Annotated in this window: 32 protein-coding genes and 2 pseudogenes; 5 read left to right on the top strand and 29 right to left on the bottom strand. The window is 68.9% G+C overall.

The genetic code is table 11. The features are described 5' to 3' along the window. Positions 1-185 precede the first annotated feature (185 nt). The 29 genes and pseudogenes from rpmJ to gdhA form a co-directional block, all read right to left on the bottom strand. Positions 186-299, bottom strand: a complete 114-nt coding sequence (gene rpmJ / locus TU30_RS05175; protein WP_003974245.1) for a 50S ribosomal protein L36 — start codon at positions 297-299, stop codon at positions 186-188. Positions 300-369: 70 nt separating this feature from the next. Continuing rightward, a complete protein-coding gene (gene infA, locus TU30_RS05170; RefSeq protein WP_003948620.1) occupies positions 370-591 on the bottom strand; it encodes a translation initiation factor IF-1 in 222 nt (73 codons plus the stop codon). Between the two features lie 327 nt (positions 592-918). After that, positions 919-1755 (bottom strand): type I methionyl aminopeptidase, encoded by an 837-nt coding sequence (gene map, locus TU30_RS05165; RefSeq protein ID WP_042165123.1) that lies wholly within the window; start codon positions 1753-1755, stop codon positions 919-921. Between the two features lie 147 nt (positions 1756-1902). Beyond that, entirely contained in the window at positions 1903-2556 is a 654-nt protein-coding gene (locus tag TU30_RS05160; protein ID WP_042165121.1) for an adenylate kinase, read from the bottom strand. Continuing rightward, on the bottom strand, positions 2556-3869 hold the full coding sequence (secY, locus tag TU30_RS05155) for a preprotein translocase subunit SecY (RefSeq protein ID WP_042165119.1): 1314 nt from the start codon (positions 3867-3869) through the stop codon (positions 2556-2558). The genes TU30_RS05160 and secY overlap by 1 nt, the downstream gene beginning before the upstream one ends. A 232-nt stretch (positions 3870-4101) precedes the next feature. Beyond that, a complete protein-coding gene (gene rplO / locus TU30_RS05150) occupies positions 4102-4557 on the bottom strand; it encodes a 50S ribosomal protein L15 (protein ID WP_003974249.1) in 456 nt (151 codons plus the stop codon). Between the two features lie 2 nt (positions 4558-4559). Further along, positions 4560-4742 carry a 50S ribosomal protein L30 gene (gene rpmD / locus TU30_RS05145; RefSeq protein ID WP_042165115.1) on the bottom strand — a complete coding sequence of 61 codons (183 nt, stop codon included), beginning with the start codon at positions 4740-4742 and terminating at the stop codon, positions 4560-4562. A gap of 2 nt (positions 4743-4744) precedes the next feature. After that, positions 4745-5350, bottom strand: a complete 606-nt coding sequence (gene rpsE / locus TU30_RS05140) for a 30S ribosomal protein S5 (RefSeq protein WP_007494753.1) — start codon at positions 5348-5350, stop codon at positions 4745-4747. 67 nt (positions 5351-5417) lie between these two features. Beyond that, positions 5418-5801, bottom strand: a complete 384-nt coding sequence (gene rplR / locus TU30_RS05135) for a 50S ribosomal protein L18 (RefSeq protein ID WP_042165110.1) — start codon at positions 5799-5801, stop codon at positions 5418-5420. Between the two features lie 3 nt (positions 5802-5804). Further along, on the bottom strand, positions 5805-6344 hold the full coding sequence (rplF, locus tag TU30_RS05130; RefSeq protein ID WP_042165107.1) for a 50S ribosomal protein L6: 540 nt from the start codon (positions 6342-6344) through the stop codon (positions 5805-5807). A gap of 24 nt (positions 6345-6368) precedes the next feature. Beyond that, positions 6369-6767, bottom strand: coding sequence for a 30S ribosomal protein S8 (gene rpsH / locus TU30_RS05125; protein WP_013001411.1), 399 nt, complete (start codon positions 6765-6767; stop codon positions 6369-6371). A 236-nt stretch (positions 6768-7003) separates the two neighbouring features. After that, positions 7004-7189 carry a type Z 30S ribosomal protein S14 gene (locus tag TU30_RS05120; protein ID WP_003948630.1) on the bottom strand — a complete coding sequence of 62 codons (186 nt, stop codon included), beginning with the start codon at positions 7187-7189 and terminating at the stop codon, positions 7004-7006. Between the two features lie 5 nt (positions 7190-7194). Beyond that, on the bottom strand, positions 7195-7752 hold the full coding sequence (rplE, locus tag TU30_RS05115) for a 50S ribosomal protein L5 (protein ID WP_042165103.1): 558 nt from the start codon (positions 7750-7752) through the stop codon (positions 7195-7197). Continuing rightward, positions 7752-8075, bottom strand: a complete 324-nt coding sequence (gene rplX / locus TU30_RS05110; RefSeq protein ID WP_042165101.1) for a 50S ribosomal protein L24 — start codon at positions 8073-8075, stop codon at positions 7752-7754. The genes rplE and rplX overlap by 1 nt, the downstream gene beginning before the upstream one ends. Before the next feature lie 2 nt (positions 8076-8077). Continuing rightward, positions 8078-8446, bottom strand: a complete 369-nt coding sequence (rplN, locus tag TU30_RS05105) for a 50S ribosomal protein L14 (protein ID WP_003992364.1) — start codon at positions 8444-8446, stop codon at positions 8078-8080. A 131-nt stretch (positions 8447-8577) separates the two neighbouring features. Next, the gene (gene rpsQ / locus TU30_RS05100) at positions 8578-8859 is read right to left on the bottom strand and encodes a 30S ribosomal protein S17 (protein ID WP_042165099.1); all 282 of its coding nucleotides are present in this window, start codon (positions 8857-8859) and stop codon (positions 8578-8580) included. Next, positions 8859-9083 (bottom strand): 50S ribosomal protein L29, encoded by a 225-nt coding sequence (gene rpmC, locus TU30_RS05095; RefSeq protein WP_042165097.1) that lies wholly within the window; start codon positions 9081-9083, stop codon positions 8859-8861. The genes rpsQ and rpmC overlap by 1 nt, the downstream gene beginning before the upstream one ends. Continuing rightward, positions 9083-9502, bottom strand: a complete 420-nt coding sequence (rplP, locus tag TU30_RS05090) for a 50S ribosomal protein L16 (RefSeq protein WP_004927269.1) — start codon at positions 9500-9502, stop codon at positions 9083-9085. Before rplP ends, rpmC begins: the two co-directional genes overlap by 1 nt. 5 nt (positions 9503-9507) lie before the next feature. Continuing rightward, entirely contained in the window at positions 9508-10338 is an 831-nt protein-coding gene (gene rpsC / locus TU30_RS05085; RefSeq protein ID WP_037747976.1) for a 30S ribosomal protein S3, read from the bottom strand. Continuing rightward, positions 10338-10685 carry a 50S ribosomal protein L22 gene (gene rplV, locus TU30_RS05080; RefSeq protein WP_003974262.1) on the bottom strand — a complete coding sequence of 116 codons (348 nt, stop codon included), beginning with the start codon at positions 10683-10685 and terminating at the stop codon, positions 10338-10340. The genes rpsC and rplV overlap by 1 nt, the downstream gene beginning before the upstream one ends. Positions 10686-10727: 42 nt before the next feature. Next, entirely contained in the window at positions 10728-11009 is a 282-nt protein-coding gene (rpsS, locus tag TU30_RS05075) for a 30S ribosomal protein S19 (RefSeq protein WP_003948639.1), read from the bottom strand. Positions 11010-11021: 12 nt separating this feature from the next. Next, complete coding sequence (gene rplB, locus TU30_RS05070; RefSeq protein ID WP_042165091.1) at positions 11022-11858, bottom strand: 50S ribosomal protein L2; 837 nt, start codon at positions 11856-11858, stop codon at positions 11022-11024. A gap of 40 nt (positions 11859-11898) precedes the next feature. Continuing rightward, on the bottom strand, positions 11899-12318 hold the full coding sequence (gene rplW / locus TU30_RS05065; protein ID WP_042165089.1) for a 50S ribosomal protein L23: 420 nt from the start codon (positions 12316-12318) through the stop codon (positions 11899-11901). Next, positions 12318-12977: a 50S ribosomal protein L4 gene (rplD, locus tag TU30_RS05060; protein WP_042165086.1), complete on the bottom strand. Its 660-nt coding sequence runs from the start codon at positions 12975-12977 to the stop codon at positions 12318-12320. Before rplD ends, rplW begins: the two co-directional genes overlap by 1 nt. 8 nt (positions 12978-12985) lie before the next feature. After that, on the bottom strand, positions 12986-13630 hold the full coding sequence (gene rplC / locus TU30_RS05055; RefSeq protein WP_042165083.1) for a 50S ribosomal protein L3: 645 nt from the start codon (positions 13628-13630) through the stop codon (positions 12986-12988). Between the two features lie 18 nt (positions 13631-13648). Further along, complete coding sequence (gene rpsJ, locus TU30_RS05050) at positions 13649-13957, bottom strand: 30S ribosomal protein S10 (RefSeq protein ID WP_003948644.1); 309 nt, start codon at positions 13955-13957, stop codon at positions 13649-13651. 983 nt (positions 13958-14940) lie between these two features. Continuing rightward, positions 14941-15586 (bottom strand): annotated as a pseudogene (locus TU30_RS05045) (hypothetical protein). Between the two features lie 103 nt (positions 15587-15689). Then, a complete protein-coding gene (locus TU30_RS05040) occupies positions 15690-16022 on the bottom strand; it encodes a cupin domain-containing protein (RefSeq protein WP_042165079.1) in 333 nt (110 codons plus the stop codon). Between the two features lie 115 nt (positions 16023-16137). Further along, complete coding sequence (gene gdhA / locus TU30_RS05035) at positions 16138-17493, bottom strand: NADP-specific glutamate dehydrogenase (protein ID WP_042165078.1); 1356 nt, start codon at positions 17491-17493, stop codon at positions 16138-16140. A gap of 469 nt (positions 17494-17962) precedes the next feature. Between gdhA and TU30_RS05030 the strand changes: the two genes are divergently transcribed. The 5 genes and pseudogenes from TU30_RS05030 (at position 17963) to TU30_RS38205 (ending at position 21916) form a co-directional block, all read left to right on the top strand. Continuing rightward, positions 17963-18544, top strand: a complete 582-nt coding sequence (locus TU30_RS05030) for an RNA polymerase sigma factor (RefSeq protein ID WP_042165077.1) — start codon at positions 17963-17965, stop codon at positions 18542-18544. Next, positions 18541-19356: a zf-HC2 domain-containing protein gene (locus tag TU30_RS05025; protein WP_042165074.1), complete on the top strand. Its 816-nt coding sequence runs from the start codon at positions 18541-18543 to the stop codon at positions 19354-19356. The genes TU30_RS05030 and TU30_RS05025 overlap by 4 nt, the downstream gene beginning before the upstream one ends. A gap of 20 nt (positions 19357-19376) precedes the next feature. Continuing rightward, a complete protein-coding gene (locus TU30_RS05020) occupies positions 19377-20183 on the top strand; it encodes an ABC transporter ATP-binding protein (RefSeq protein WP_199816823.1) in 807 nt (268 codons plus the stop codon). Further along, positions 20180-21572: pseudogene (locus tag TU30_RS05015) on the top strand (hypothetical protein). Before TU30_RS05020 ends, TU30_RS05015 begins: the two are co-directional and overlap by 4 nt. Beyond that, positions 21569-21916, top strand: coding sequence for a hypothetical protein (locus tag TU30_RS38205; RefSeq protein WP_370626555.1), 348 nt, complete (start codon positions 21569-21571; stop codon positions 21914-21916). The pseudogene TU30_RS05015 and the gene TU30_RS38205 overlap by 4 nt, the downstream one beginning before the upstream one ends. Positions 21917-22204: the final 288 nt, after the last annotated feature.

Here is a 22204-nt window from a genome sequence, read left to right as displayed (position 1 = left end):
GGAGGTCTTCCGCAGAACCGCCTCCCAGCCGCCGGCCTCGCCCGCTTCGGCGATTTGGTACGGACTGGGTCCCCAGCCTCCGAGCCGGGGGTGTCGAGCCGCGAGGCTCGGGTCCTGCGTATGAACGTGTGTTGCTCGCGTCGCGCGAAGTTCTGCGGAAAGTCGCAGAGGGTGGGTCGTGCGGTTCAGCCCTGGCGCTGCTTGTGGCGCGGGTTGTCGCAGATGACCATGACCCGGCCGTGACGGCGGATCACCCTGCACTTGTCGCAGATCTTCTTGACGCTCGGCTTGACCTTCATGGGATGTGAAGTTCTCCGGGCTCAGTGCCCCCGCACCCGCATCACGGGGGGAGGGGCAAGATCTACTTGCTCACTTGTACCGGTAGACGATCCGGCCACGCGTCAGGTCGTACGGAGAGAGCTCCACCACGACCCGGTCGTCAGGGAGGATACGGATGTAGTGCATACGCATCTTGCCGCTGATGTGCGCCAGGACCTGGTGGCCGTTCTGGAGCTCGACCTTGAACATGGCGTTCGGAAGAGACTCGACGACAGTGCCCTCGATCTCGATGGCACCTTGCTTCTTGGCCACGCTTCGCCCTTCGAATCGACTACCTTGATCGACTCAGCTGCGCACCCCGGCGCGGACCCGCGTCCATGGACGCGGATGCAGGCATGCGGGTGCACAAGAGCCGACGAGTCAGTCTACGTCAGGGCTCCCGGAAAGACGAATCGAGAAAGTCTGCCCCACCCACGAGATCCTTAACCCGCGGGCCTGTGCACGTGCCGTCCGTCGTGATCACGCTCCAGTCGGCCCGCTCGTCCCCACGCCCCTCGCGCGGGCTCGGTGCCCGGGGCCCGGGGCGCCTCACAGGCTCCGGGCGGCCGCGCCGGCCGGCGGGCGTGGCGGGGGCCCGCCTCAGGCGAGCGGGTCCGGAGCCGCCGTGATGCCGTACTCGGCGAGCTTCGCCTTCCCGCCGTCCGGAGCGGTCAGCACCAGCGGACCCGCCTCCGTCAGCGCGACCGAGTGCTCCCAGTGCGAGGACCAGGTGCCGTCCGTGGTGATCACGGTCCAGTCGTCCTCCAGCACCCGCGTCTTCGCGGTGCCCAGCGCGACCATCGGCTCGATGGCGAGGCAGAAGCCCGGGACCAGCTTGGGCCCCTTGCCCCGGCGGCGGTCGACGTAGTTCAGCAGGTGCGGGTCCATGTGCATCTCGGTGCCGATGCCGTGGCCGCCGTAGTCCTCGATGATCCCGTAGCGTCCGCCGCCCGGCTTCGGCTGCCGGCGGATGTAGGTCTCGATGGCACGGGAGACGTCGACCAGCCGGTTGCCGAGCTTCATGGCCGCGATGCCGGCCCACATCGACTCCTCGGTCACCCGGGACAGCTCGACCAGCTCCGGCGCGTGTCCCGACCCGACGAAGGCCGTGTAGGCCGCGTCGCCGTGCCAGCCGTCGATGACGGCGCCGCAGTCGATGGAGATAATGTCGCCGTCCGCCAGGACGACGTCATCGGAGGGGATGCCGTGGACGACGACCTCGTTGGCGGAGGTGCAGATCGTCGCGGGGAAGCCGCCGTAGCCCAGGAAGTTCGACTTCGCGTTGTGCTCCGCGAGCACCTTGCGGGCGACCTGGTCCAGGTCCTTCGTCGTGGCCCCGGGCACGGCGGCCTCGCGGGTGGCCGCGTGGATGGCAGCGACCACCAGCCCCGCCTCACGCATCGTGGCGATCTGCTCGGGGGTCTTGATCTGCACCATGAGGGCGACGGCCTTTCTGGACCGGAAGGAGTACGGACACCGTCAACGATACGGGGGACGGCGTCCGCACCCGCTCCCCCGTACTCACGCCCGCCGCGCACACGTCGGCCGCGGCCCCCGCAGGGGACCGCGGCCGGACGGGCACGGCTACTTGTCCTGCTTGAGCGCCTCCAGCGCACGCCCGGTGACCTCGTCGACCGGACCCGTCGCCTGGATCGTCACCACGAGGCCCTGGGCCTTGTAGTAGTCGATGATCGGCTCGGTCTTCGTGTGGTAGACCTCCAGCCGGGTGCGCACCGTCTCCTCGGAGTCGTCGTCGCGCTGGTACAGCTCGCCGCCGCAGACGTCGCAGACGCCCTCCTGCTTCGGCTTGCTGTACGTCACGTGGAAGACGTGACTGGAGTCCTTGCGGCAGATCCGCCGCCCGGCGATCCGCTTGACCACCTCGGCCTCGGGGGCCTCCAGGTCCAGCACCGCGTCGAGCGTGATGCCCTCGGTCTCCAGCAGCTCGTCCAGGGACTCGGCCTGGGAGACGTTCCTCGGAAAGCCGTCCAGCAGGAAGCCGCCTTCGGCGTCCGGCTGCTCCATGCGGTCCTTCGCCATGGCGATGGTGACCTCGTCCGGCACCAGGTTGCCCGCGTCCATGTAGGACTTCGCGAGCTTGCCCAGCTCGGTCTGCTTGCTGATGTTGGCGCGGAACAGGTCGCCGGTGGAGATGTGGGGGATGCTCAGCTTCTCGGCTAGGCGGGTGGCCTGCGTGCCTTTCCCAGCACCGGGCGGCCCGACGAGGACGATTCGCATCAGCGGAGGAACCCTTCGTAATTGCGCTGCTGGAGCTGGCTCTCGATCTGCCTCACCGTCTCGAGACCGACACCCACGATGATGAGGATGCTGGTCCCGCCGAACGGGAAGTTCTGGTTTGCCCCGAAACCGGCCAACGCCATCGTCGGCACGAGAGAGATCAGCCCCAAGTACAGCGAACCCGGCCAGGTGATCCGGTTGAGTACGTAGCTCAGGTACTCAGCGGTCGGTCGGCCAGCCCGGATGCCCGGGATGAAACCACCATACTTCTTCATGTTGTCGGCGACTTCTTCGGGGTTGAAGGTAATCGCCACATAGAAGAACGCGAAGAACACGATCAGGAAGAAGTACAGAATGATGTGCATCGTGGCGCCGGTGTCGGCGAGGTTGTTCGTCACCCACGTCGCCCAGCCCGAGGTGGAGCTGGAGAACTGGACGATCAGCGCGGGGATGTAGAGCAGCGACGAGGCGAAGATGACGGGGATGACACCCGCCTGGTTCACCTTGAGCGGGATGTAGGTCGACGTACCGCCGTAGGAACGACGGCCGATCATGCGCTTCGCGTACTGCACGGGAATCCGGCGCTGGGCCTGCTCGACGAAGACGACGAGGCCGACCATGACCAGACCGACGATCATGACCGTGCCGAACTCGATCCAGCCGTCCGCCAGGCTGCCCTGCTCCTTGATGGCCCACAGGGCGGAGGGGAAGGTGGCGGCGATCGAGATGAACATCAGCATCGACATGCCGTTGCCGATGCCGCGGTCGGTGATCAGCTCACCGAGCCACATGACGGCGGCCGTGCCGGCGGTCATGGTGATGACCATGGTGATGGTCACGAACATCGACTGGTCGGGGACGATCTCGCTCGCCACCGGGCAGCCCTGGAAGAGCGCGCCACTGCGGGCGGTGGCCACCAGGCCGGTGCCCTGCAGGATGGCCAGCGCCACCGTCAGGTAACGGGTGTACTGCGTGATCTTGGCGGTGCCGGCCTGGCCCTCCTTCTTCAGGGCCTCCAGGCGCGGAATCACCACGGTCAGCAGCTGCAGAATGATACTCGCCGTGATGTACGGCATGATTCCCAGCGCGAAGACCGTGATCTGCAGCAGCGCACCGCCGCTGAACATGTTGACCAGCCCGAACAGGCCCTGGTTCGCCTGGGCCGCATCGATACAGGTCTGCACGTTCCGGTAGTCGACACCGGGAACCGGCACGTTGGTACCGATCCGGTACACCACGATGATGCCGAGAGTGAACAGCAGCTTCTTGCGCAGGTCGGGCGTCTTGAACGCCCGGGCGAACGCGGTGAGCACGGTGCCTCCTGCGACCCCCGCGCAACCGCGTCAAGGGTGGTGGTCTTGAGGTTCGACGAATAGGTAACGGACAACCTTCACCCGGAGTGCCCGCATGGGGCGCCCGGGGAAAGTGGGCAGTGCAGGCCACCTTACCGGCGGACCACCGCCCTAGGAACGACCAACCGGGGATACCCCATATGTGGGGTATCCCCGGTCGGGATCGCTCAAGTCATCGGCACGCCTGAGTGGTTCAGACGAGCTCGGTGACGGTACCGCCGGCGGCGGTGATCTTCTCCTTGGCGGAACCGGAGACGGCGTCGACCGTCACCTGCAGTGCCACGGAGATCTCGCCCTGGCCGAGGACCTTGACGAGGCTGTTCTTGCGAACGGCCCCCTTGGCCACCAGACCCTCGACGGTGACCTCGCCACCCTCGGGGTAGAGCGCGGCCAGCTTGTCGAGGTTCACGACCTGGAACTCGGTCTTGAACGGGTTCTTGAAGCCCTTCAGCTTCGGAAGACGCATGTGGAGGGGCATCTGGCCACCCTCGAAGCGCTCCGGAACCTGGTAACGGGCCTTGGTGCCCTTCGTACCACGACCGGCCGTCTTACCCTTGGACGCCTCGCCACGACCCACACGGGTCTTGGCGGTCTTGGCGCCCGGGGCGGGACGGAGGTTGTGGATCTTGAGCGGGTTGTTCTCCGCCATGATCAGTCGACCTCCTCGACCGTCACGAGGTGGCGGACGGTGTGCACCATGCCGCGGAACTCGGGACGATCCTCCTTGACGACCACGTCGTTGAGCCTCTTCAGGCCCAGCGAACGCAGGGTGTCACGGTGGTTCTGCTTGCTGCCGATGTAGGACTTGACCTGCGTAATCCTGAGCTGCGCCATGATTACGCACCCGCCCCGGCACGTGCACGGAGAAGAGCCGCGGGGGCGACGTCCTCGAGCGGCAGGCCACGGCGGGCCGCGACCTCCTCGGGACGCTGCAGGCCCTTGAGGGCCGCCACGGTCGCGTGCACGATGTTGATCGCGTTGTCGGAGCCGAGCGACTTCGACAGGATGTCGTGGATACCGGCGCACTCGAGCACGGCGCGCACCGGACCACCGGCGATCACACCGGTACCGGGGGACGCGGGCTTGAGCAGCACGACGCCGGCAGCCTTCTCACCCTGGATCGGGTGCGGGATGGTGCCCTGGATGCGGGGGACCTTGAAGAAGTGCTTCTTGGCCTCCTCAACACCCTTGGCGATGGCGGCCGGCACCTCCTTGGCCTTGCCGTATCCGACACCCACGGTGCCGTCACCGTCGCCCACCACGACCAGCGCGGTGAAGCTGAAGCGACGACCACCCTTCACAACCTTGGCGACACGGTTGATCGCGACGACGCGCTCAACGTATGCGGTCTTCTCGGCGGCAGCTGCGCCGCCGTCACGGCCCTTCCGGTCCCGCCGCTCGCCGCCACCGGCACCGCCACCGCGGCGCTGGGGTCCAGCCATTGGAATTACCTCTCTCTGTTTCCGCTAGCTACGCGCCAACGATTGTGTCGCTGACGCGACGGGCGACTCAGAACTTGAGTCCGGCCTCGCGGGCGGCGTCCGCCAGGGCGGCGATGCGCCCCGCGTACCGGTTACCACCGCGGTCGAATACGACAGCCTCGACACCGGCGGCCTTGGCGCGCTCCGCGACCAGGGCACCGACCTGCTTGGCCTGCGAGGACTTGTCGGCCTCGCCACCGCGGATCGACGCGTCCAGCGTGGACGCCGACGCCAGGGTGTGACCCTTCAGGTCGTCGATCACCTGCGCCACGATGTGGCGGTTGGAGCGGGTCACGACCAGGCGAGGACGCTCGGCGGTACCAGAGACATTCTTGCGGATCCGGATGTGACGACGCTTGATAGCAGCACGCTTGTAGGCGTCGCCCTTGAGGATCTTCTGCCCGTATGCCATGGCTTACTTACCCGCCTTTCCGACCTTGCGCCGGATGACTTCGCCCTCGTACTTGACGCCCTTGGCCTTGTACGGGTCGGGCTTGCGGAGCTTGCGGATGTTCGCCGCAACCTCGCCGACCTTCTGCTTGTCAATGCCCTCGACCGAGAAACGGGTCGGGGACTCCACCTTGAAGGTGATGCCTTCGGGGGCCTCGACCAGAATCGAGTGGCTGTAACCGAGAGAGAACTCCAGGTTCGAACCCTTGGCGAGTACGCGGTAACCGACACCGCTGATCTCGAGCTTCTTCACGTAACCCTGGGTCACGCCGGTGATCATGTTCGCCACCAGCGTGCGGGACAGGCCGTGGAGGGCCTTGTTCTGACGCTCGTCGTTGGGGCGGGTGACGCTCAGCACGCCGTCCTCGCCCTTGGCGATCTCGATCGGCGCCACGACGGTGTGGGTCAGCGTGCCCTTCGGGCCCTTGACCGCGACCGTGCGGCCGTCGATGGTGACGTCCACGCCGGCGGGAACCGCGATGGGGAGCTTGCCGATGCGCGACATAGCTGTTTCCTCCGTTCCCTTCTGCTACCAGACGTAGGCGAGGACTTCCCCACCCACGCCCTTCTTGCCGGCCTGCTTGTCGGTGAGGAGCCCGTGCGACGTGGAGATGATCGCCACGCCGAGGCCGCCCAGCACCTTCGGCAGGGAGGTGGACTTCGCGTACACCCGGAGACCGGGCTTGGAGATCCGCTTGATGCCCGCAATGGAGCGCTCACGGTTGGGGCCGAACTTCAGCTCCAGGACGAGGTTCTTGCCGACCTCGGCGTCCTCGACCTTCCAGCCCGTGATGAAGCCCTCCTGCTGGAGGATCTCCGCGATGTGAGACTTGATCTTGGATGCCGGCATCGTCACGGAGTCGTGGTACGCCGAGTTCGCGTTCCGCAGACGAGTCAGCATGTCTGCGATCGGATCAGTCATGGTCATGAATTGGCCTTCGGCCTCTCTCGCCGTGGTTTCCTGGTGCGCCATCCCTCTCCCCGATCCGAGACGGGACGGGTGCGGCGCGGTGGACCTACGGCGTAGTAAGCAAACATTAGCGGGCGAGCCCGCGTGCGTCCGGGCACGGCAGGTGCCCAACCCCACAAGCCTAAGCCATGCGGAGCGGGCCTCCTGCCGTTCCCCTTGCTTACCGAGAGCCCTGGGAGTCCGGAACTACCGGACTACCAGGAACTCTTGGTCACGCCCGGCAGCTCGCCACGGTGAGCCATCTCACGAAGGCACACGCGGCACAGGCCGAACTTGCGGTACACGGAGTGCGGACGACCGCAGCGCTGGCAACGGGTGTAGCCGCGCACTCCGAACTTGGGCTTGCGAGCAGCCTTCGCGATGAGAGCCTTCTTCGCCATCTCGCTCACGCCTCCTTGAAGGGGAAGCCGAGGTGACGGAGAAGGGCACGGCCCTCTTCGTCGTTGGTCGCCGTGGTGACCACGGTGATGTCCATACCCCGGACACGGTCGATCTTGTCCTGGTCGATCTCGTGGAACATGACCTGCTCCGTGAGACCGAAGGTGTAGTTGCCACGGCCGTCGAACTGCTTGGGGGACAGACCACGGAAGTCGCGGATGCGCGGCAGCGCGAGCGACAGGGTGCGGTCCAGGAACTCCCACATGCGGTCGCCACGGAGGGTGACGTGGGCACCGATCGGCTGGCCCTCACGCAGCTTGAACTGCGCGATGGACTTGCGGGCCTTGGTGACGGCCGGCTTCTGACCGGTGATCGTGGTGAGGTCGCGCACGGCGCCGTCCATCAACTTGGAGTCGCGGGCGGCGTCGCCCACACCCATGTTGACCACGATCTTGACGAGGCCGGGAACCTGCATGACGTTCTCGTAGGAGAACTGCTCACGCAGCTTGCCCGCGATCTCCTCGCGGTACTTCGTCTTCAGACGCGGAGTGGTGGTGGTCGTCATCAGATGTCCTCACCCGTCCGCTTGGCAACGCGGATCTTGTTGCCTTCGTCGTCGAAGCGGTAGCCGACGCGGGTGACGACCTTCTGGCCGTCCTTCTCCACGACGAGCTGAACGTTGCTCACGTGGACCGGGGCCTCGGTGGTCACGATCCCGCCGGCCTGCGAACCGCGGGCGGTCGGGGCGGCCTTGGTGTGCTTCTTGACCCGGTTGACGCCCTCGACCAGGACGCGGTCCTCGCGCGGGTAAGCGGCAATGACCTTGCCCTGCTTGCCCTTGTCCTTGCCGGTGACGACCTGGACCAGGTCACCCTTCTTGATCTTCATGCTCACAGCACCTCCGGCGCGAGGGAGATGATCTTCATGAACTTCTTCTCGCGCAGCTCTCGGCCGACCGGGCCGAAGATACGGGTGCCACGAGGGTCGCCGTCGTTCTTCAGAATGACGGCGGCGTTCTCGTCGAAGCGGATGTACGAGCCGTCCGGACGGCGGCGCTCCTTGACGGTGCGAACGATGACCGCCTTGATGACGTCACCCTTCTTCACGTTGCCACCGGGGATCGCGTCCTTGACGGTGGCGACGATGACGTCACCGATGCCCGCGTAGCGGCGACCGGAGCCACCGAGCACACGGATGCAAAGGATTTCCTTCGCCCCCGTGTTGTCGGCGACGCGCAGTCGCGACTCCTGCTGGATCACGTCTATCTCCTGATTGTCTGCCGGTTCCCCGGGGGCCGGTCACCTGGACCGGGCCCCGGAGCCTGGCGGAACTGTCCTGCGAGGGGTGCCTCGCAGGAACGTACTTTTGGGAATTCCCTTGCGGGAATTACCTACTTGGCCTTCTCGAGGACCTCGACGATGCGCCAGTGCTTGGTCGCGGACATCGGCCGGGTCTCCATCAGGAGGACGCGGTCGCCGACGCCGGCCGAGTTCTGCTCGTCGTGGGCCTTGAGCTTGCTCGTGCTGCGGATGACCTTGCCGTACAGCGCGTGCTTCTTGCGGTCCTCGACGGCGACGACGACGGTCTTGTCCATCTTGTCGCTGACGACGATGCCCTCGCGGGTCTTGCGGAAGCCCCGCTGGTCGTTCTCAGTCACGTTGTTCTCGCTCATCAGGCGCTCTCCACCGTCTCGATGCCCAGCTCACGCTCGCGCATCAGGGTGTAGATCCGCGCGATGTCCTTGCGGACCGCCTTGAGACGGCCGTGGTTCTCGAGCTGTCCGGTCGCCGCCTGGAAGCGGAGGTTGAACAGCTCTTCCTTGGACTCGCGGAGCTTCGCGAGAAGCTCCTCGTTGTCCAGTTCGCGCAGCTCGGACGCCTTGGTACCGGCCGACATCACGCTTCACCTGCCTCGCGCTTGACGATCCGGCACTTCATCGGCAGCTTGTGGGCCGCGCGAGTCAGCGCCTCACGGGCGATCTTCTCGTTGGGGTAGGACAGCTCGAACATGACCCGGCCCGGGTGCACGTTCGCGATCCACCACTCCGGAGAACCCTTACCGGAACCCATGCGGGTCTCGGCAGGCTTCTTCGTCAGCGGGCGGTCCGGGTAGATGTTGATCCAGACCTTGCCGCCACGCTTGATGTGGCGGGTCATCGCGATACGGGCCGCCTCGATCTGGCGGTTGGTCACGTACGCCGGCGTGAGGGCCTGGATGCCGTACTCGCCGAACGCGACCGTCGTACCGCCCTTGGCCTGACCACGGCGCTTCGGGTGGTGCTGCTTGCGGTGCTTGACCCTACGGGGGATCAGCATGTCGGTCAGGCCTCCGTTCCGGTGCTCTCAGCCGGAGCGGCGGCGGGAGCCTCGGCCTTGGGGGCCTCGGCAGCCGGAGCCTGCTGCGGCTTGCGACCGCGCCCGCCACGCTCGCCACCACGGCCACCACGGCCGGCCGGGCGGTCGGCACCGCCACGGGCCGGACGGTTGCCGGCGCGGGCGGCGGCGTTCTCGGCGCGGACCTCGGCGATGTTCTTGACGTCGCCCTTGTAGATCCAGACCTTCACGCCGATGCGGCCGAAGGTCGTCTTGGCCTCGAAGAAGCCGTAGTCCACGTTCGCGCGGAGCGTGTGCAGGGGCACACGGCCCTCGCGGTAGAACTCCGAGCGGGACATCTCGGCGCCGCCGAGACGGCCACCGCACTGGATCTTGATGCCCTTGGCGCCCGCCTTCATCGCCGACTGCATGCTCTTGCGCATGGCACGGCGGAAGGAGACGCGGGAGGAGAGCTGCTCGGCGACGGCCTGGGCCACGAGCTGAGCGTCCGTCTCGGGGTTCTTGACCTCGAGGATGTTCAGCTGGACCTGCTTGCCCGTGAGCTTCTCGAGGTCGCCGCGGATGCGGTCGGCCTCGGCGCCACGGCGGCCGATGACGATGCCCGGACGCGCGGTGTGGATGTCCACCCGCACACGGTCACGGGTGCGCTCGATCTCCACCTTCGAGATGCCGGCGCGCTCCATGCCGGACGTCATCATCCGACGGATGGCGACGTCTTCCTTGACGTAGTCCTTGTACAGCTTGTCGGCGTACCAGCGCGACTTGAAGTCGGTGGTGATGCCGAGCCGGAACCCATGCGGGTTTACCTTCTGGCCCATTACCGGGTTCCTTCCTTGCTGCTGACGACCACGGTGATGTGGCTGGTCCGCTTGCGGATCCGGTAGGCGCGGCCCTGGGCGCGCGGCCGGAACCGCTTCAGGGTCGGACCCTCGTCGACGTACGCCTCGGAGATGAAGAGGCTGTCGGCGTCGGTGTGGTCGTAGTTGTGCGCGGCGTTGGCAATGGCGCTGTCCAGCACCTTGCCGACCGGCACGCTCGCGGCCTGCGGGGCGAAACGCAGGACCGCCTGAGCCTCCGTGGCGTCCATGCCACGGATGAGGTCCACCACGCGGCGGGCCTTCATGGGCGTGACGCGGATGTACCGCGCCTGGGCCCTGGCTTCCATGGTTGTCCTTCCAGTGTCTGTCATGGTCATTCCACCCCGCCTTTAGCGGCGCTTCGACTTCCGGTCGTCCTTGACGTGACCCCGGAAGGTGCGCGTCGGCGAGAACTCGCCGAGCTTGTGGCCGACCATCGACTCGGTGACGAACACCGGAATGTGGGTCTTGCCGTTGTGCACCGCGATCGTGTGGCCGAGCATGGCCGGGACGATCATCGAGCGACGGGACCAGGTCTTGATGACGTTCTTGGTGCCAGCTTCGTTCTGGACGTCCACCTTCTTGATCAGGTGGTCGTCGACGAAGGGCCCCTTCTTGAGACTCCGCGGCATCTAAACCCGCTCCTAGCGCTTCTTGTTCGTCTTGCGGCGGCGGACGATGTACTTGTTCGACGCCTTCTTGGGCGAACGAGTACGGCCTTCCTTCTGACCCCACGGGGACACCGGGTGGCGACCACCGGAGGTACGGCCCTCACCACCACCGTGCGGGTGGTCAACCGGGTTCATGACCACACCACGCACGGTCGGGCGGACGCCCAGCCAGCGCTTGCGCCCGGCCTTGCCCCAGTTGATGTTGCTCTGCTCGGCGTTGCCGACCTCGCCGACGGTGGCGCGGCAGCGGACGTCGACCAGGCGGATCTCACCGGAGGGCATGCGGAGGTGGGCCATGGTGCCCTCCTTCGCGAGCAGCTGCACCGAGGCGCCGGCGGAGCGGGCGAACTTGGCGCCGCCACCGGGACGCAGCTCGATGGCGTGCAGCGTGGTACCGACCGGGATGTTGCGCAGGGCGAGGTTGTTGCCCGGCTTGATGTCGGCCCCGGGACCGTTCTCCACGCGGTCGCCCTGCTGCAGGTTGCGCGGGGCGAGGATGTAGCGCTTCTCACCGTCCGCGTAGTGCAGCAGCGCGATGCGCGCGGTGCGGTTGGGGTCGTACTCGATGTGCGCGACCTTCGCCGGCACGCCGTCCTTGTCGTGACGACGGAAGTCGATCACGCGGTAGGCGCGCTTGTGTCCGCCACCCTGGTGGCGAACGGTCACACGACCTGAGTTGTTACGGCCGCCCTTGCTGTGCAGGGGACGGACCAGCGACTTCTCCGGCGTGGACCGCGTGACCTCGACGAAGTCGGCGACGCTGGAGCCACGACGGCCCGGCGTAGTCGGCTTGTACTTGCGGATTCCCATTTCTCAGTCCTCGTCCGATTCCGGACGATCCGGACCTCCGTCAGGAGGTCGGACCGCCGAAGATGTCGATACGGTCGCCCTCGGCAAGGGTCACGATCGCGCGCTTGGTGCCCGCGCGCTGGCCGAAGCCGGTGCGGGTGCGCTTGCGCTTGCCCTGGCGGTTGATCGTGTTGACCCCGGTGACCTTGACCGAGAAGACCGCCTGCACGGCCTCCTTGATCTCCGTCTTGTTGGAGCCCGGAGCGACGATGAACGTGTACTTGTTCTCGTCGATGAGCGCGTAGCTCTTCTCCGACACGACCGGCTTGACCAGGACGTCACGGGGGTCCGTGTACGCCTTGCTCGCCGGGGTGACGACGGTGTTCTTGCCCTCGGTGGCGTGGCGGCGCGCCTTGGCGACGCGTGCGGCCTTGGCCTTCTTCGCCGCCTTGGAGGCGATGGAGGGGTGACGGACTGCCATCAGACCTCGCTCCCTTCGTTGTCGTTGGCCTTGTTCGGGCCGGCGACGAAGGACTCGAAAGCGGCCTTGGTGAAGACCACGTCGTCCGAGACGAGAACGTCGTACGTGTTCAGCTGGCCCGGCTCCAGGATGTGGACCTGGGGCAGGTTGCGGGCGGAGAGCCACGCGGCCTCGTCGGCGCGGTCGACGACCAGGAGCAGGTTCTTGCGCTCCGAGATCTTGCCGAACAGCGTCCGAGCGGCCTTCGTGGAGGGGTTCTCGCCCTCGATCACGCCGGTGACGACGTGAATGCGGTCGTGGCGGGCCCGGTCGGTGAGGGCGTGGCGCAGGGCCGCGGCCTTCATCTTCTTCGGGGTCCGCTGCGAGTAGTCGCGCGGCTGCGGGCCGTGGACGACGCCACCGCCGGCGAACTGCGGCGCACGGGTCGAGCCCTGGCGGGCACGGCCGGTGCCCTTCTGGCGGTACGGCTTCTTGCCGCCACCACGGACCTCACCGCGACGCTTGGTCTTGTGCGTGCCCTGGCGGGCAGCGGCGTTCTGCGCGACGACGACCTGGTGGATCAGCGGGATGCTGATCTTCTCCACGCCGAAGATCTCCGCGGGGAGCTCGACGCTTCCGGTCTTCTCGCCGGCAGGCGAAAGGATGTCAACAGTGCTCATCGGTTACCTCAGGCCCCCTTGGCCGCGGTGCGGACCAGGACGAGGCCGCCGTTCGGACCGGGAACCGCGCCCTTGATGAGCAGCAGACCCTTCTCCGCGTCAACGGCGTGGACGGTCAGGTTCTGGGTGGTGACCCGCTCGTTGCCCATGCGGCCGGCCATGCGGAGGCCCTTGAACACGCGGCCCGGGGTGGCGCAGCCACCGATGGAGCCGGGAGAGCGGTGCTTGCGCTGGGTGCCGTGTCCGGCGCCGAGGCCCTTGAAGTTGTGACGCTTCATGACACCGGCGAAGCCCTTGCCCTTGCTCTTGCCGGTCACGTCGACCTTGATGCCGGCCTCGAAGACCTCGGCGGTGACTTCCTGACCGAGCGTGTACTCGGCGGCGTCGGCCGTGCGGATCTCGACGAGGTGGCGGCGGGGGGTGACGTCGGCCTTGGCGAAGTGACCCTTGAGGGGCTTGTTCACCTTGCGCGGGTCGATCTCGCCGAAGGCGATCTGGACGGACTCGTAGCCGTCGACATCGTTCGTGCGGACCTGGGTGACGACATTGGGGCCGGCCTTGACGACGGTGACGGGGACGACGCGGTTGTTCGCGTCCCACACCTGCGTCATGCCGAGCTTCTCGCCCAGGATGCCCTTGATCTGCTTCGTCATCTCTTCAGATCACCGGCCTCAGAGCTTGATCTCGATGTCGACACCGGCCGGGAGGTCGAGTCGCATCAGAGAGTCAACGGTCTTGGGGGTCGGGTCGAGGATGTCGATCAGACGCTTGTGCGTGCGCATCTCGAAGTGCTCGCGCGAGTCCTTGTACTTGTGCGGCGACTTGATGACGCAGTACACGTTCTTCTCAGTGGGCAGCGGCACCGGGCCCGCGACCGACGCACCAGTACGCGTCACCGTCTCGACGATCTTCTTCGCCGAGGAGTCGATGACCTCGTGGTCGTAGGCCTTGAGCCGGATGCGGATCTTCTGTCCCGCCATGGCTGCTTCGTAGTCCTGTCTCTAGTAACGCTCCGGAACCCGGTGGTGTCCTGCTCTGTCACTCACCCTCCCCTCCTCCGACCCACGCGGTCGGGCGTGTCGCGCTCCCACTGACATGAATGTCCCTTGTCGGAACTTCCCTGCGTGGGAGTGCGGGCCCTTCCGGAACCGCGGGCGGGGGCGAGAGGCCCACCGGGTGCCTGGCCGGCACCCCGCTGACGCTTCCCGGAAGATTCCCGTACGTCCGCTCCTACATCTCCCGATGTATCGCGTGGGGCGACGAGTACTGTGGGACTCGCTTCCGGTCCTCCCGGCGGGAGGCGCGCAGCATCGGCACTCGACCGAGCAACCCCGCTAGTCTGCCATACGGGGGGCGGGACTGGCCAATCGGGGCGGGAGAGAATACCCCGGGGGTGGCGGGGGTCAAACCCGGCGGCGCCCCCGTCGGCGTGCGCGCTTCCGCCCTACCCCGGCGTCACGGGTTCACCGAGGTGCCACACCCGCCCGGAGGCCCTGGTCCGAGGCGTTCACTCAGCGAGCGTCCAGACATGCGAGCTCCTCGGGGCTGCGTTTCCCATGTCAGCGTGTTCCTGGTGGTGTCCTCGGCGACGCCACCGAATCCCTCCGCTCGCAGCGCGGCATACAGTTCTGGCGTCGACCTTCCATGAGGACGAGCCACCGCGCCTGCGGCCGTGAACGCGAATCCCCCGCTGGTCCCGGTCCGGCAGCCGCATCGCCCTGACGATCCGAGGCGACGCCTCCTCCGGCGAACAGTCGAAGGCCGACCCGATCACCGCCGTTCCAAGTCGCCGCTCGCCACGCTCAAGCGCCGCGTCCGCCTCGGCGGGGTCGTCGATACCCGGCAGGCCCTCGCCGCTTTACCCGTCCCACTCACCCGCACATCACCAACAACCGCACGCACACGTGCACTCACAAGGCGCAACAGTTCGAGGGAAAGGTCGGGCCAGGCCGGGGCGCGTGGCTCAGTCGGTGAAGCGGAACGTCGACGTGATCGCGTCGAAGATGTCGAAGAAGGAGTCCGCGAGGTCGAGGACCTGGCTGCTGCCGGCCACCAGGGCGACCTTGCCCTCCTGGCCCGGGACCGGGATGAAGGTCTGGGTGAGCACCGCGCGGACGGTGCGGTGGAGTTCGTCACCGGGGACGGGGATGTCCTCGATGCCGTACGTCCGGGCCGCCGGGCCCACGCCCGGGATGTCGGCCGTCGCCACCTTGCGCCAGGAGTCGCCCGGCCTCCTGGCCTCCTTGACGGCGAGTCGGGCGGCGATGGCGGCCGGGTCGGTGGGCAGCGGGTCGCCCCCTCCGTACGGCCGCCGACCAGGGACACCGTCACCGAGCCGGTGATCGGGGTGTCCCCGCCGAAGTTCTCCGCCATGCAACCGCAGTACAGCGCACCCGACTTCCAGGCGTCCGCAGCGGCCTTCCGCAGGAACGTGGTGTACGTGTCCCGGTGCGGTTCCACTCCGGGTGCCGGCGCAGGCGTTCGGTCACCATCCGATGGATCGAGTCGTCCCGGGACTCGGGCCGGACGTCGAACTCCCACCACGATTCCGGCACCTTGATCCGGAAACCGCCGCGCTCGACGGTCAGCGCCTCCATGTAGCGGGCCATGACGCCGCACTCCCCCGTTCACGGTTCGACTGTCTGCACCGGCATCGTCCCATTGTCCGATGCGGCTCCGTGGCGGGGAGGGTGCGGCCCTCGGCCCCGTCCCTCAGCCCTGCTTGGCGACGGTGAGGAGGACGGCCGCGTCCTCCAGGGCCTCCAGGGAGTGCCGGGCCGGCGGGATGACGATCAGGTCTCCGGTCCGGCCCTCCCACGACGTCTCCCCGCTGGTGAGGCGGACCCGGCCGCGCAGCACCAGCAGGGTCGCCTCGCCGGGGTTCTCGTGCTCGGCGAGGGAGGTGCCGGAGGTCAGGGCGAGGAGGGTCTGGCGCAGGGTGTGTTCGTGGCCGCCGTGGACCGTGCTCGCGCTGCGGCCGGTGGAGGCGGCGGCCGCGCGTTCCAGGTGCTCGCGGGCGAGTGCGTCGAGGGAGAGCTTCTGCATGGGTCCGAGTCTCCCCGGCCGGGTCGTGCGGGCACCAGGGCCATGTGGGGTAGTCCCCCGGTCCGAGCGGGGGAAGGGCTTCTGCCCTCCCCCGCCAGGACCGGCACCGGCACCGTCAGATGACGCCCTGCGCCAGAACCGCGTCCGCGACCCGCTCGAAACCGGCGATGTTCGCGCCCGTGACGTAGTCGCCGGGGGCGCCGTAGCGCTCGGCGGTCTCGGCGCAGGTGCGGTGGATGTCGGTCATGATGCGGGCCAGCTCGTTCTCGACCTGGTCGGCCTTCCACGTCGTACGCGACGCGTTCTGCGTCATCTCCAGGGCGCTGACCGCGACCCCGCCCGCGTTCGCCGCCTTGCCGGGGCCGAAGGCGACTCCGGCCTGCTGGAGGAGCTGGACCGCCTCCGGTGTCGTGGGCATGTTCGCGCCCTCCGAGACGGCCTTCACGCCGTTGCGGACGAGCGTGGCGGCCGAGTCCTCGTTCAGCTCGTTCTGCGTGGCCGACGGCAGGGCGATGTCGGCCGGGACCTCCCAGACCCGCCCGCCGGGCACGAACCGCGCGGAGGAGCCGCGCCGCTCGGCGTACGTGCTCACCCGGCCGCGCTCGACCTCCTTGATCTGGCAGAGCAGCTCAAGGTCGATGCCCTTCTCGTCGACGACGTAGCCGCTGGAGTCGGAGCAGGTCACCGGGTTGGCGCCGAGGGCGATCAGCTTCTGGACGGTGTAGATCGCGACGTTCCCCGAGCCGGAGACGACCGCGGTCTGGCCCTCGAGGTCCTCGCCGCGCTCGCGCAGCATCGCCTCGGCGAACAGCACGTTGCCGTACCCGGTCGCCTCCGGCCGGATCAGCGAGCCGCCCCAGCCGGCGCGCTTGCCGGTCAGGACGCCGCCCTCCCAGCGGTTGGTGATCCGCCGGTACTGGCCGAACAGGTAGCCGATCTCGCGCGCGCCGACGCCGATGTCGCCCGCCGGGACGTCGGTGTACTCGCCGATGTGCCGGTACAGCTCCGTCATGAAGGACTGGCAGAAGCGCATGACCTCCGTGTCGCTGCGGCCCTGCGGGTCGAAGTCGCTGCCGCCCTTGCCGCCGCCGATGCCGAGCCCGGTCAGCGCGTTCTTGAAGACCTGCTCGAAGCCGAGGAACTTGATGATTCCCAGGTTCACGGAGGGGTGGAAGCGCAGGCCGCCCTTGTACGGGCCGAGGGCGCTGTTGTATTCGATCCGGAAACCGCGGTTGACGTGCACCCGGCCCCGGTCGTCCTGCCACGGCACCCGGAAGATGATCTGCCGCTCCGGCTCGATCAACCGCTCGACGAGCCCCGGGTCCCGGTACTCGGAACGCGCCGCGAGCGCCGGCCCGAGGCTGTCCAGCACCTCGCGTGCGGCCTGGTGGAACTCGGGTTCGGCCGGATTCCGGCGTACGAGTTCGGCGCGGAGGTGGTCGAGTGAGGTGTTGGCGGGTCGCGTCGTCACGGGAGCCCTTTCTGGCACGGCTGCCACGGGAAGCCCGGCAGCCGGTACGTCCGGTCTGATCCGGTTCGGTGAGAGGTGGCGCTCGGCGCCGTTGCCGCGCGCGGGACACTTCAGTGTGACGCTTACGTAAACACGGTGGCCAGCGGCCCACGGCCCTTGCGTCACTATGTGAGACCGGGACGCCACAAATGACCCTAACGCCCCGATGTGCGCCGTCGCTCCGTTCGGGCTCCCGCGGGAGTGGCGTCGGTTCGCAGGGGTGCCGCGGGCGTCTTCGACGCCGAGGGCCGGGGCAGTGCCGCAACGCGGCCACCGGCACGCACCGGGATCCCGCGCGCCGTTCTCGCGCGGACCGCCTTCCCGCGGGGTTCGTCCCCGGCCCCGGCCGCGGACGCCCCTCCCGCCCGGAAGCGTGACCCGCGTCATACCTTCTGGAGAACCCGTGTGACGGCCTCGGCGTCTGGCAGGTGTGAGATCACGCAGGAGAGCACTGCACGAGCGGGACGAGGAACAACTCCTCCGGCTGGTGGCCAGGGGCGACCGCGGGGCGTTCGAGGAGCTGTACCGGCGCACGTCGCCGTGGCTGGCGGTCCGGCTGCGCCGGCGATGCGCGGACGAGCAGATCGTCGCCGAGGTCCTGCAGGAGACGTATCTGGCGGTGTGGCGCGCGGCCGGCGCGTTCGCCGGCAGCGCGGCCGGAGGCACGGCCGTCGGGTGGCTGTGGACGATCGCGGCGCGCCGCCTCATCGACGCCTTCCGGCGCCGGGCGCACCACGCCGAACCGCCGGTCGCCGCCGCCGAACCGCCGGTCGCCGCCGCCGGGCCGGCGGCGGCGACCGCCGCGGAGGAGGAGGCGCTCGCCGCGAGCGTCGGCGGTGACGTCGGTGACGCGTTACGGCGCCTGGCACCGGAACTCCAGGACGTACTGCGGGCGATGGTCCTCGACGGACTGTCCGTCCGTGAGACCGCCGTCCTGCTCGATCTGCCCGAAGGCACGGTCAAGACCCGGGCCCGCCGGGCCCGGATCGCGATGCGGGAGGCACTGGCATGAGTGTGGAACACGCCTCGGCGCGGCTCATCCACCATTACGCGCGCGGCGACGCCGGTATCGCCGCCGACGAGGTGTGGGCCCTGGAGGCACACCTGGAAGCGTGCGGACACTGCCGCGAGCGGCTGGGGGCCGCCGTCGCGGCCGAGGTGCCCGCGATCACCTCCCTCCTCGGGACCGTACGGTCCGCCCTGGAGCCCAGGCTGGACACCGCCACCGCGATGCCACCGCGCCGGTGGCGCCGGGTGCGGTGGTCGTCCTGGATGACACCGGCCATGGCCCCGTGGCTGGCCATGACCGTCGGCCTCACCCTGATCGCGCTGTTGCTGGACGTCGCAGCCCCGGACTCCGGGAAGGTGTCGTTGCTGCTGTGGGCACCGGTGCTGCCGCTGGCCGGCGTCGCCGCGTCCTGGTCGCGCGCCCTGGACCCGGCGCACGAACTGACGGTCTCCACCCCGAGGGCAGGGCTGTATCTGCTGCTGCGCCGCACGGTGTCGGTACTCGTCGTGGTCCTGCCCGTGCTGCTGGGGGCGGGATGGCTGACGGGAGCGATGACAGCCGCGCAGTGGTTGCTGCCCTCCCTGGCCTTCACCTCCACCGCCCTCGCGCTGGGCAGTGTCATCGACGTGAACCGCGCCGCCGCCGCGCTGATGGCCGTCTGGGGCGTCGTCGTCGCACCCGCATGGGCCACCGGCCGCGTTCCCGTCCTCCTGCAGCCGGACCGGCTGCCCGCGTGGGGGCTGCTCCTGGTGCTCGGCCTCGGCGTCGTGATCGCCCGCAGAAGCGCGTACTCCGTTGCGCGGAACCCTCGTTGACCACAGGAAAGGAGCATCACATGGCGCCCGCAACGAGTGCGGCCGACATCGCCCCGAAGACCTACGCCTGGGAGATCCGGGCCACCGGCCTGAAGGTCCGGGCCGGACGGAGGACGATGGCCGTCGACGGACTCGATCTCTCGCTGGGCATCGGCACCCACGGCCTCCTCGGGCCCAACGGGGCGGGAAAGACGACCCTGATCCGGGCCCTGGCCACCGTGCTGCGCCCCGCCTCGGGCGAACTGGAACTGCTCGGCACCTCCGTGAGCGGGGTGGGCGCCCACCCCGCCCTGCGCCGCCGGATCGGCTATCTGCCGCAGGAGTTCGGCTACTACAAGCGTTTCACGGTGCGCGAGTTCGTCGAGTACATGGCCTGGCTGAAAGAGGTACCGAAGACGGACATCCCCGGGGCCGTCCAGCGGGCCGTGGAACGGGTGGGCCTGGCTGACCGCGCCGACCAGCGGATGAAGGCCCTGTCCGGAGGCATGGTGCGGCGGGCCGGAATCGCCCAGGCCATCGTCAACGACCCCACGGTGCTGCTGGACGAGCCGACGGCCGGCCTGGACCCGGCGCAGCGGATGCGCTTCCGCGAGCTGCTGCAGGAACTGGGCCGCGGCACCTGCGTGGTCGTCTCCACCCATCTCGTCGAAGACGTCGCGGCCGCCTGCTCCGACGTGGTGCTCTTCGCCCACGGCCGCCTCGTCTTCCAGGGCACCCCGGACGACCTGGCCGCGGCGGGCGGCCCCGAGCACCCCGGCGACAGCCCCCTGGAGCGCGGCTACTCGGCACTGCTGCGCACCTCCGAGCACGAAGGGCGGACCTGGTGAACAGGCGCGTGCTACGCATCGAGCTGAAGCGTTCCCTCGCCCCGTGGGCCGGCGCCGTCGTCCTGGGAGGCGCGCTGGCGCTCGTCCACCTGATCGACGGTTCCTGGTGGCGGGGCACCGGGCGGTGGACGTCGCAGTGGACGTCGATGGCGCTGCTGACCCGCATGCTGCTGGCCTATCTGTGGCCTCTCGCCGTGGGCCTCGGGGCGGTAGGGGCTGCGCGACTCCCGTTCGCGGATGACCGAACTGCTGACGACCGTGCCGCGGCCGGCCTGGCGCCGTGCGGCGCTGCCGGCGGGCGCGACAGCGATCGCGCTGGTGTCGGGCTTCGGCCTCCTCGTTCTGTGGGGCGCGGTCCGGGTGGCCCTCGGCCCCACCACCCACACCCACCTCGGGTGGCTGCCGATCTCCCTGGTGGCGGCGTTGGCCCTGGTCGCGGGAGCCCTGTTCGGCATGGGCGTCGCGCGGGCCCTGCCCTCCGTCCTCACCCCGCCGGCGCTGGTGGTGCTCCTCCTGCTGGCGACCGTTCTCCTGCAGCAGCACGCGGACGGAGAACGGCCGACGGGACTCGCGCCGAACCGGCTCTCCCTGCTGTCGCCGGCGGTCGCGGAGCCACGGGAGATGCTGCTCACCCTCTCCGGCTCCGTGCACCTCGGCCAGACCCTCTGGCTGCTCGGCCTGCTCGCCACCGGCTTCGCGCTCCTGGCGACCGCCACCGCGCGGGCCCGCCTGCTCGCCCTGGCGCCCGTCCTGGCGGGCGCGGCCCTGGCCCTGCTCGTCCTCCCGGCCCACCCCCGCGACACCTACGTCGTCGACCGGACCGCCGCGGCCCTGGTCTGCGACGGCCCGGTGTGCGTCACGGAGGCACACCGGTCGCGCCTGCCCGACCTCGCACCGCGCGGCGAGGAGGCGCTGCGCCTGCTGCACGACGCCCTGGGCGACCGGGCGCCGGACTCGGTGCGGGAGGAGACCGCGCTGCGTGCGCTCATCGAGCACCGCGAACTCTCCGACGACGTGGTACTCGTCGACTTCGACGACCCGCTGATCGCCCGCGCGAAGGGTGAGGAACTCACCCGCTTCCTGCTCGCCCAAAGACTGGCGCCGAACGGCAACGCGCGCAGCGACCGGGAGAGCGGCGATCTGCACGGAGTGCTCACGCAGAGCATCGCCGCGAGCTGGGCCCTCGGTGACCGCGCCCTCGAGCCGCTGGAGAAGCCGACCCACGAGGAGTACGTGCGAAAGGGCTGGGAGGAAGCCGAAGCCACCTGGCAGAAGCTGATGTCGGCGCCGGCGGCCGAGCAGCGCTCGCGCATCGCCGGGGCACGCGCCGCTTCCCTCTCCTGCAGGTACGACCAGTTCGAGGTACTGGGAGGGGAGACGTCCCGATGAGGTGGCTGCTGCTGTACGCGCGCTCACGTCGGGTACCCGCGTCGGCCACCGTGATCGCGCTCACCGCGTTGACGGCATGGATCTTCCTCGACGAGGACGGGAAGGAGCCGGTGGACCCGCGGGTCCCCGCCCTGCTCCTCTGCATGGAGATGGCGGCCGCCTCCGTCGGGCTCGGTGGGCCGGATGCCGCGCTGGAGCGGACGGCCGCAATCCGCTGGGCGCCCCGCCGGGCCGTGCACGTACTGCTGATCGGCACCGCCGTCGGTGTGGTGCTGTCGGCGGTCCACGCGGGGGGGCGGAGCTCGCCCCCGCCGGCTTCCTCGTCCGGGACAGCGCGGGCCTGACCGGCCTGGCCGCGCTCGGGGCGACGGTGTGCGGGGCACAGTACGCGTGGACCCTGCCGACCGGCTGGCTCGCGTTCACCCTCTTCGCCCCTCCCCAGACCGGCATCGCGGGACAGGTCGGCGGGTGGCTGCTCTCCCCCGCCGGTACGACGGCGGCCGCCTGGACCGCTTCGGTCCTTCTCGCGACGGGCCTCCTGCTGTATGCCACGGTGGGCCCGAGACGGTAACGGACGCCTTCCGGATCCGCCGGCCCGACGCGGTCTCCCGGTCCCCCTCCGGCACCGAGAC

It is taken from the genome of Streptomyces sp. NBRC 110035 (assembly GCF_000829695.1).
Classification (GTDB): Bacteria; Actinomycetota; Actinomycetes; order Streptomycetales; family Streptomycetaceae; genus Streptomyces.
This window is presented reverse-complemented; position numbering and strand designations above follow the sequence as displayed.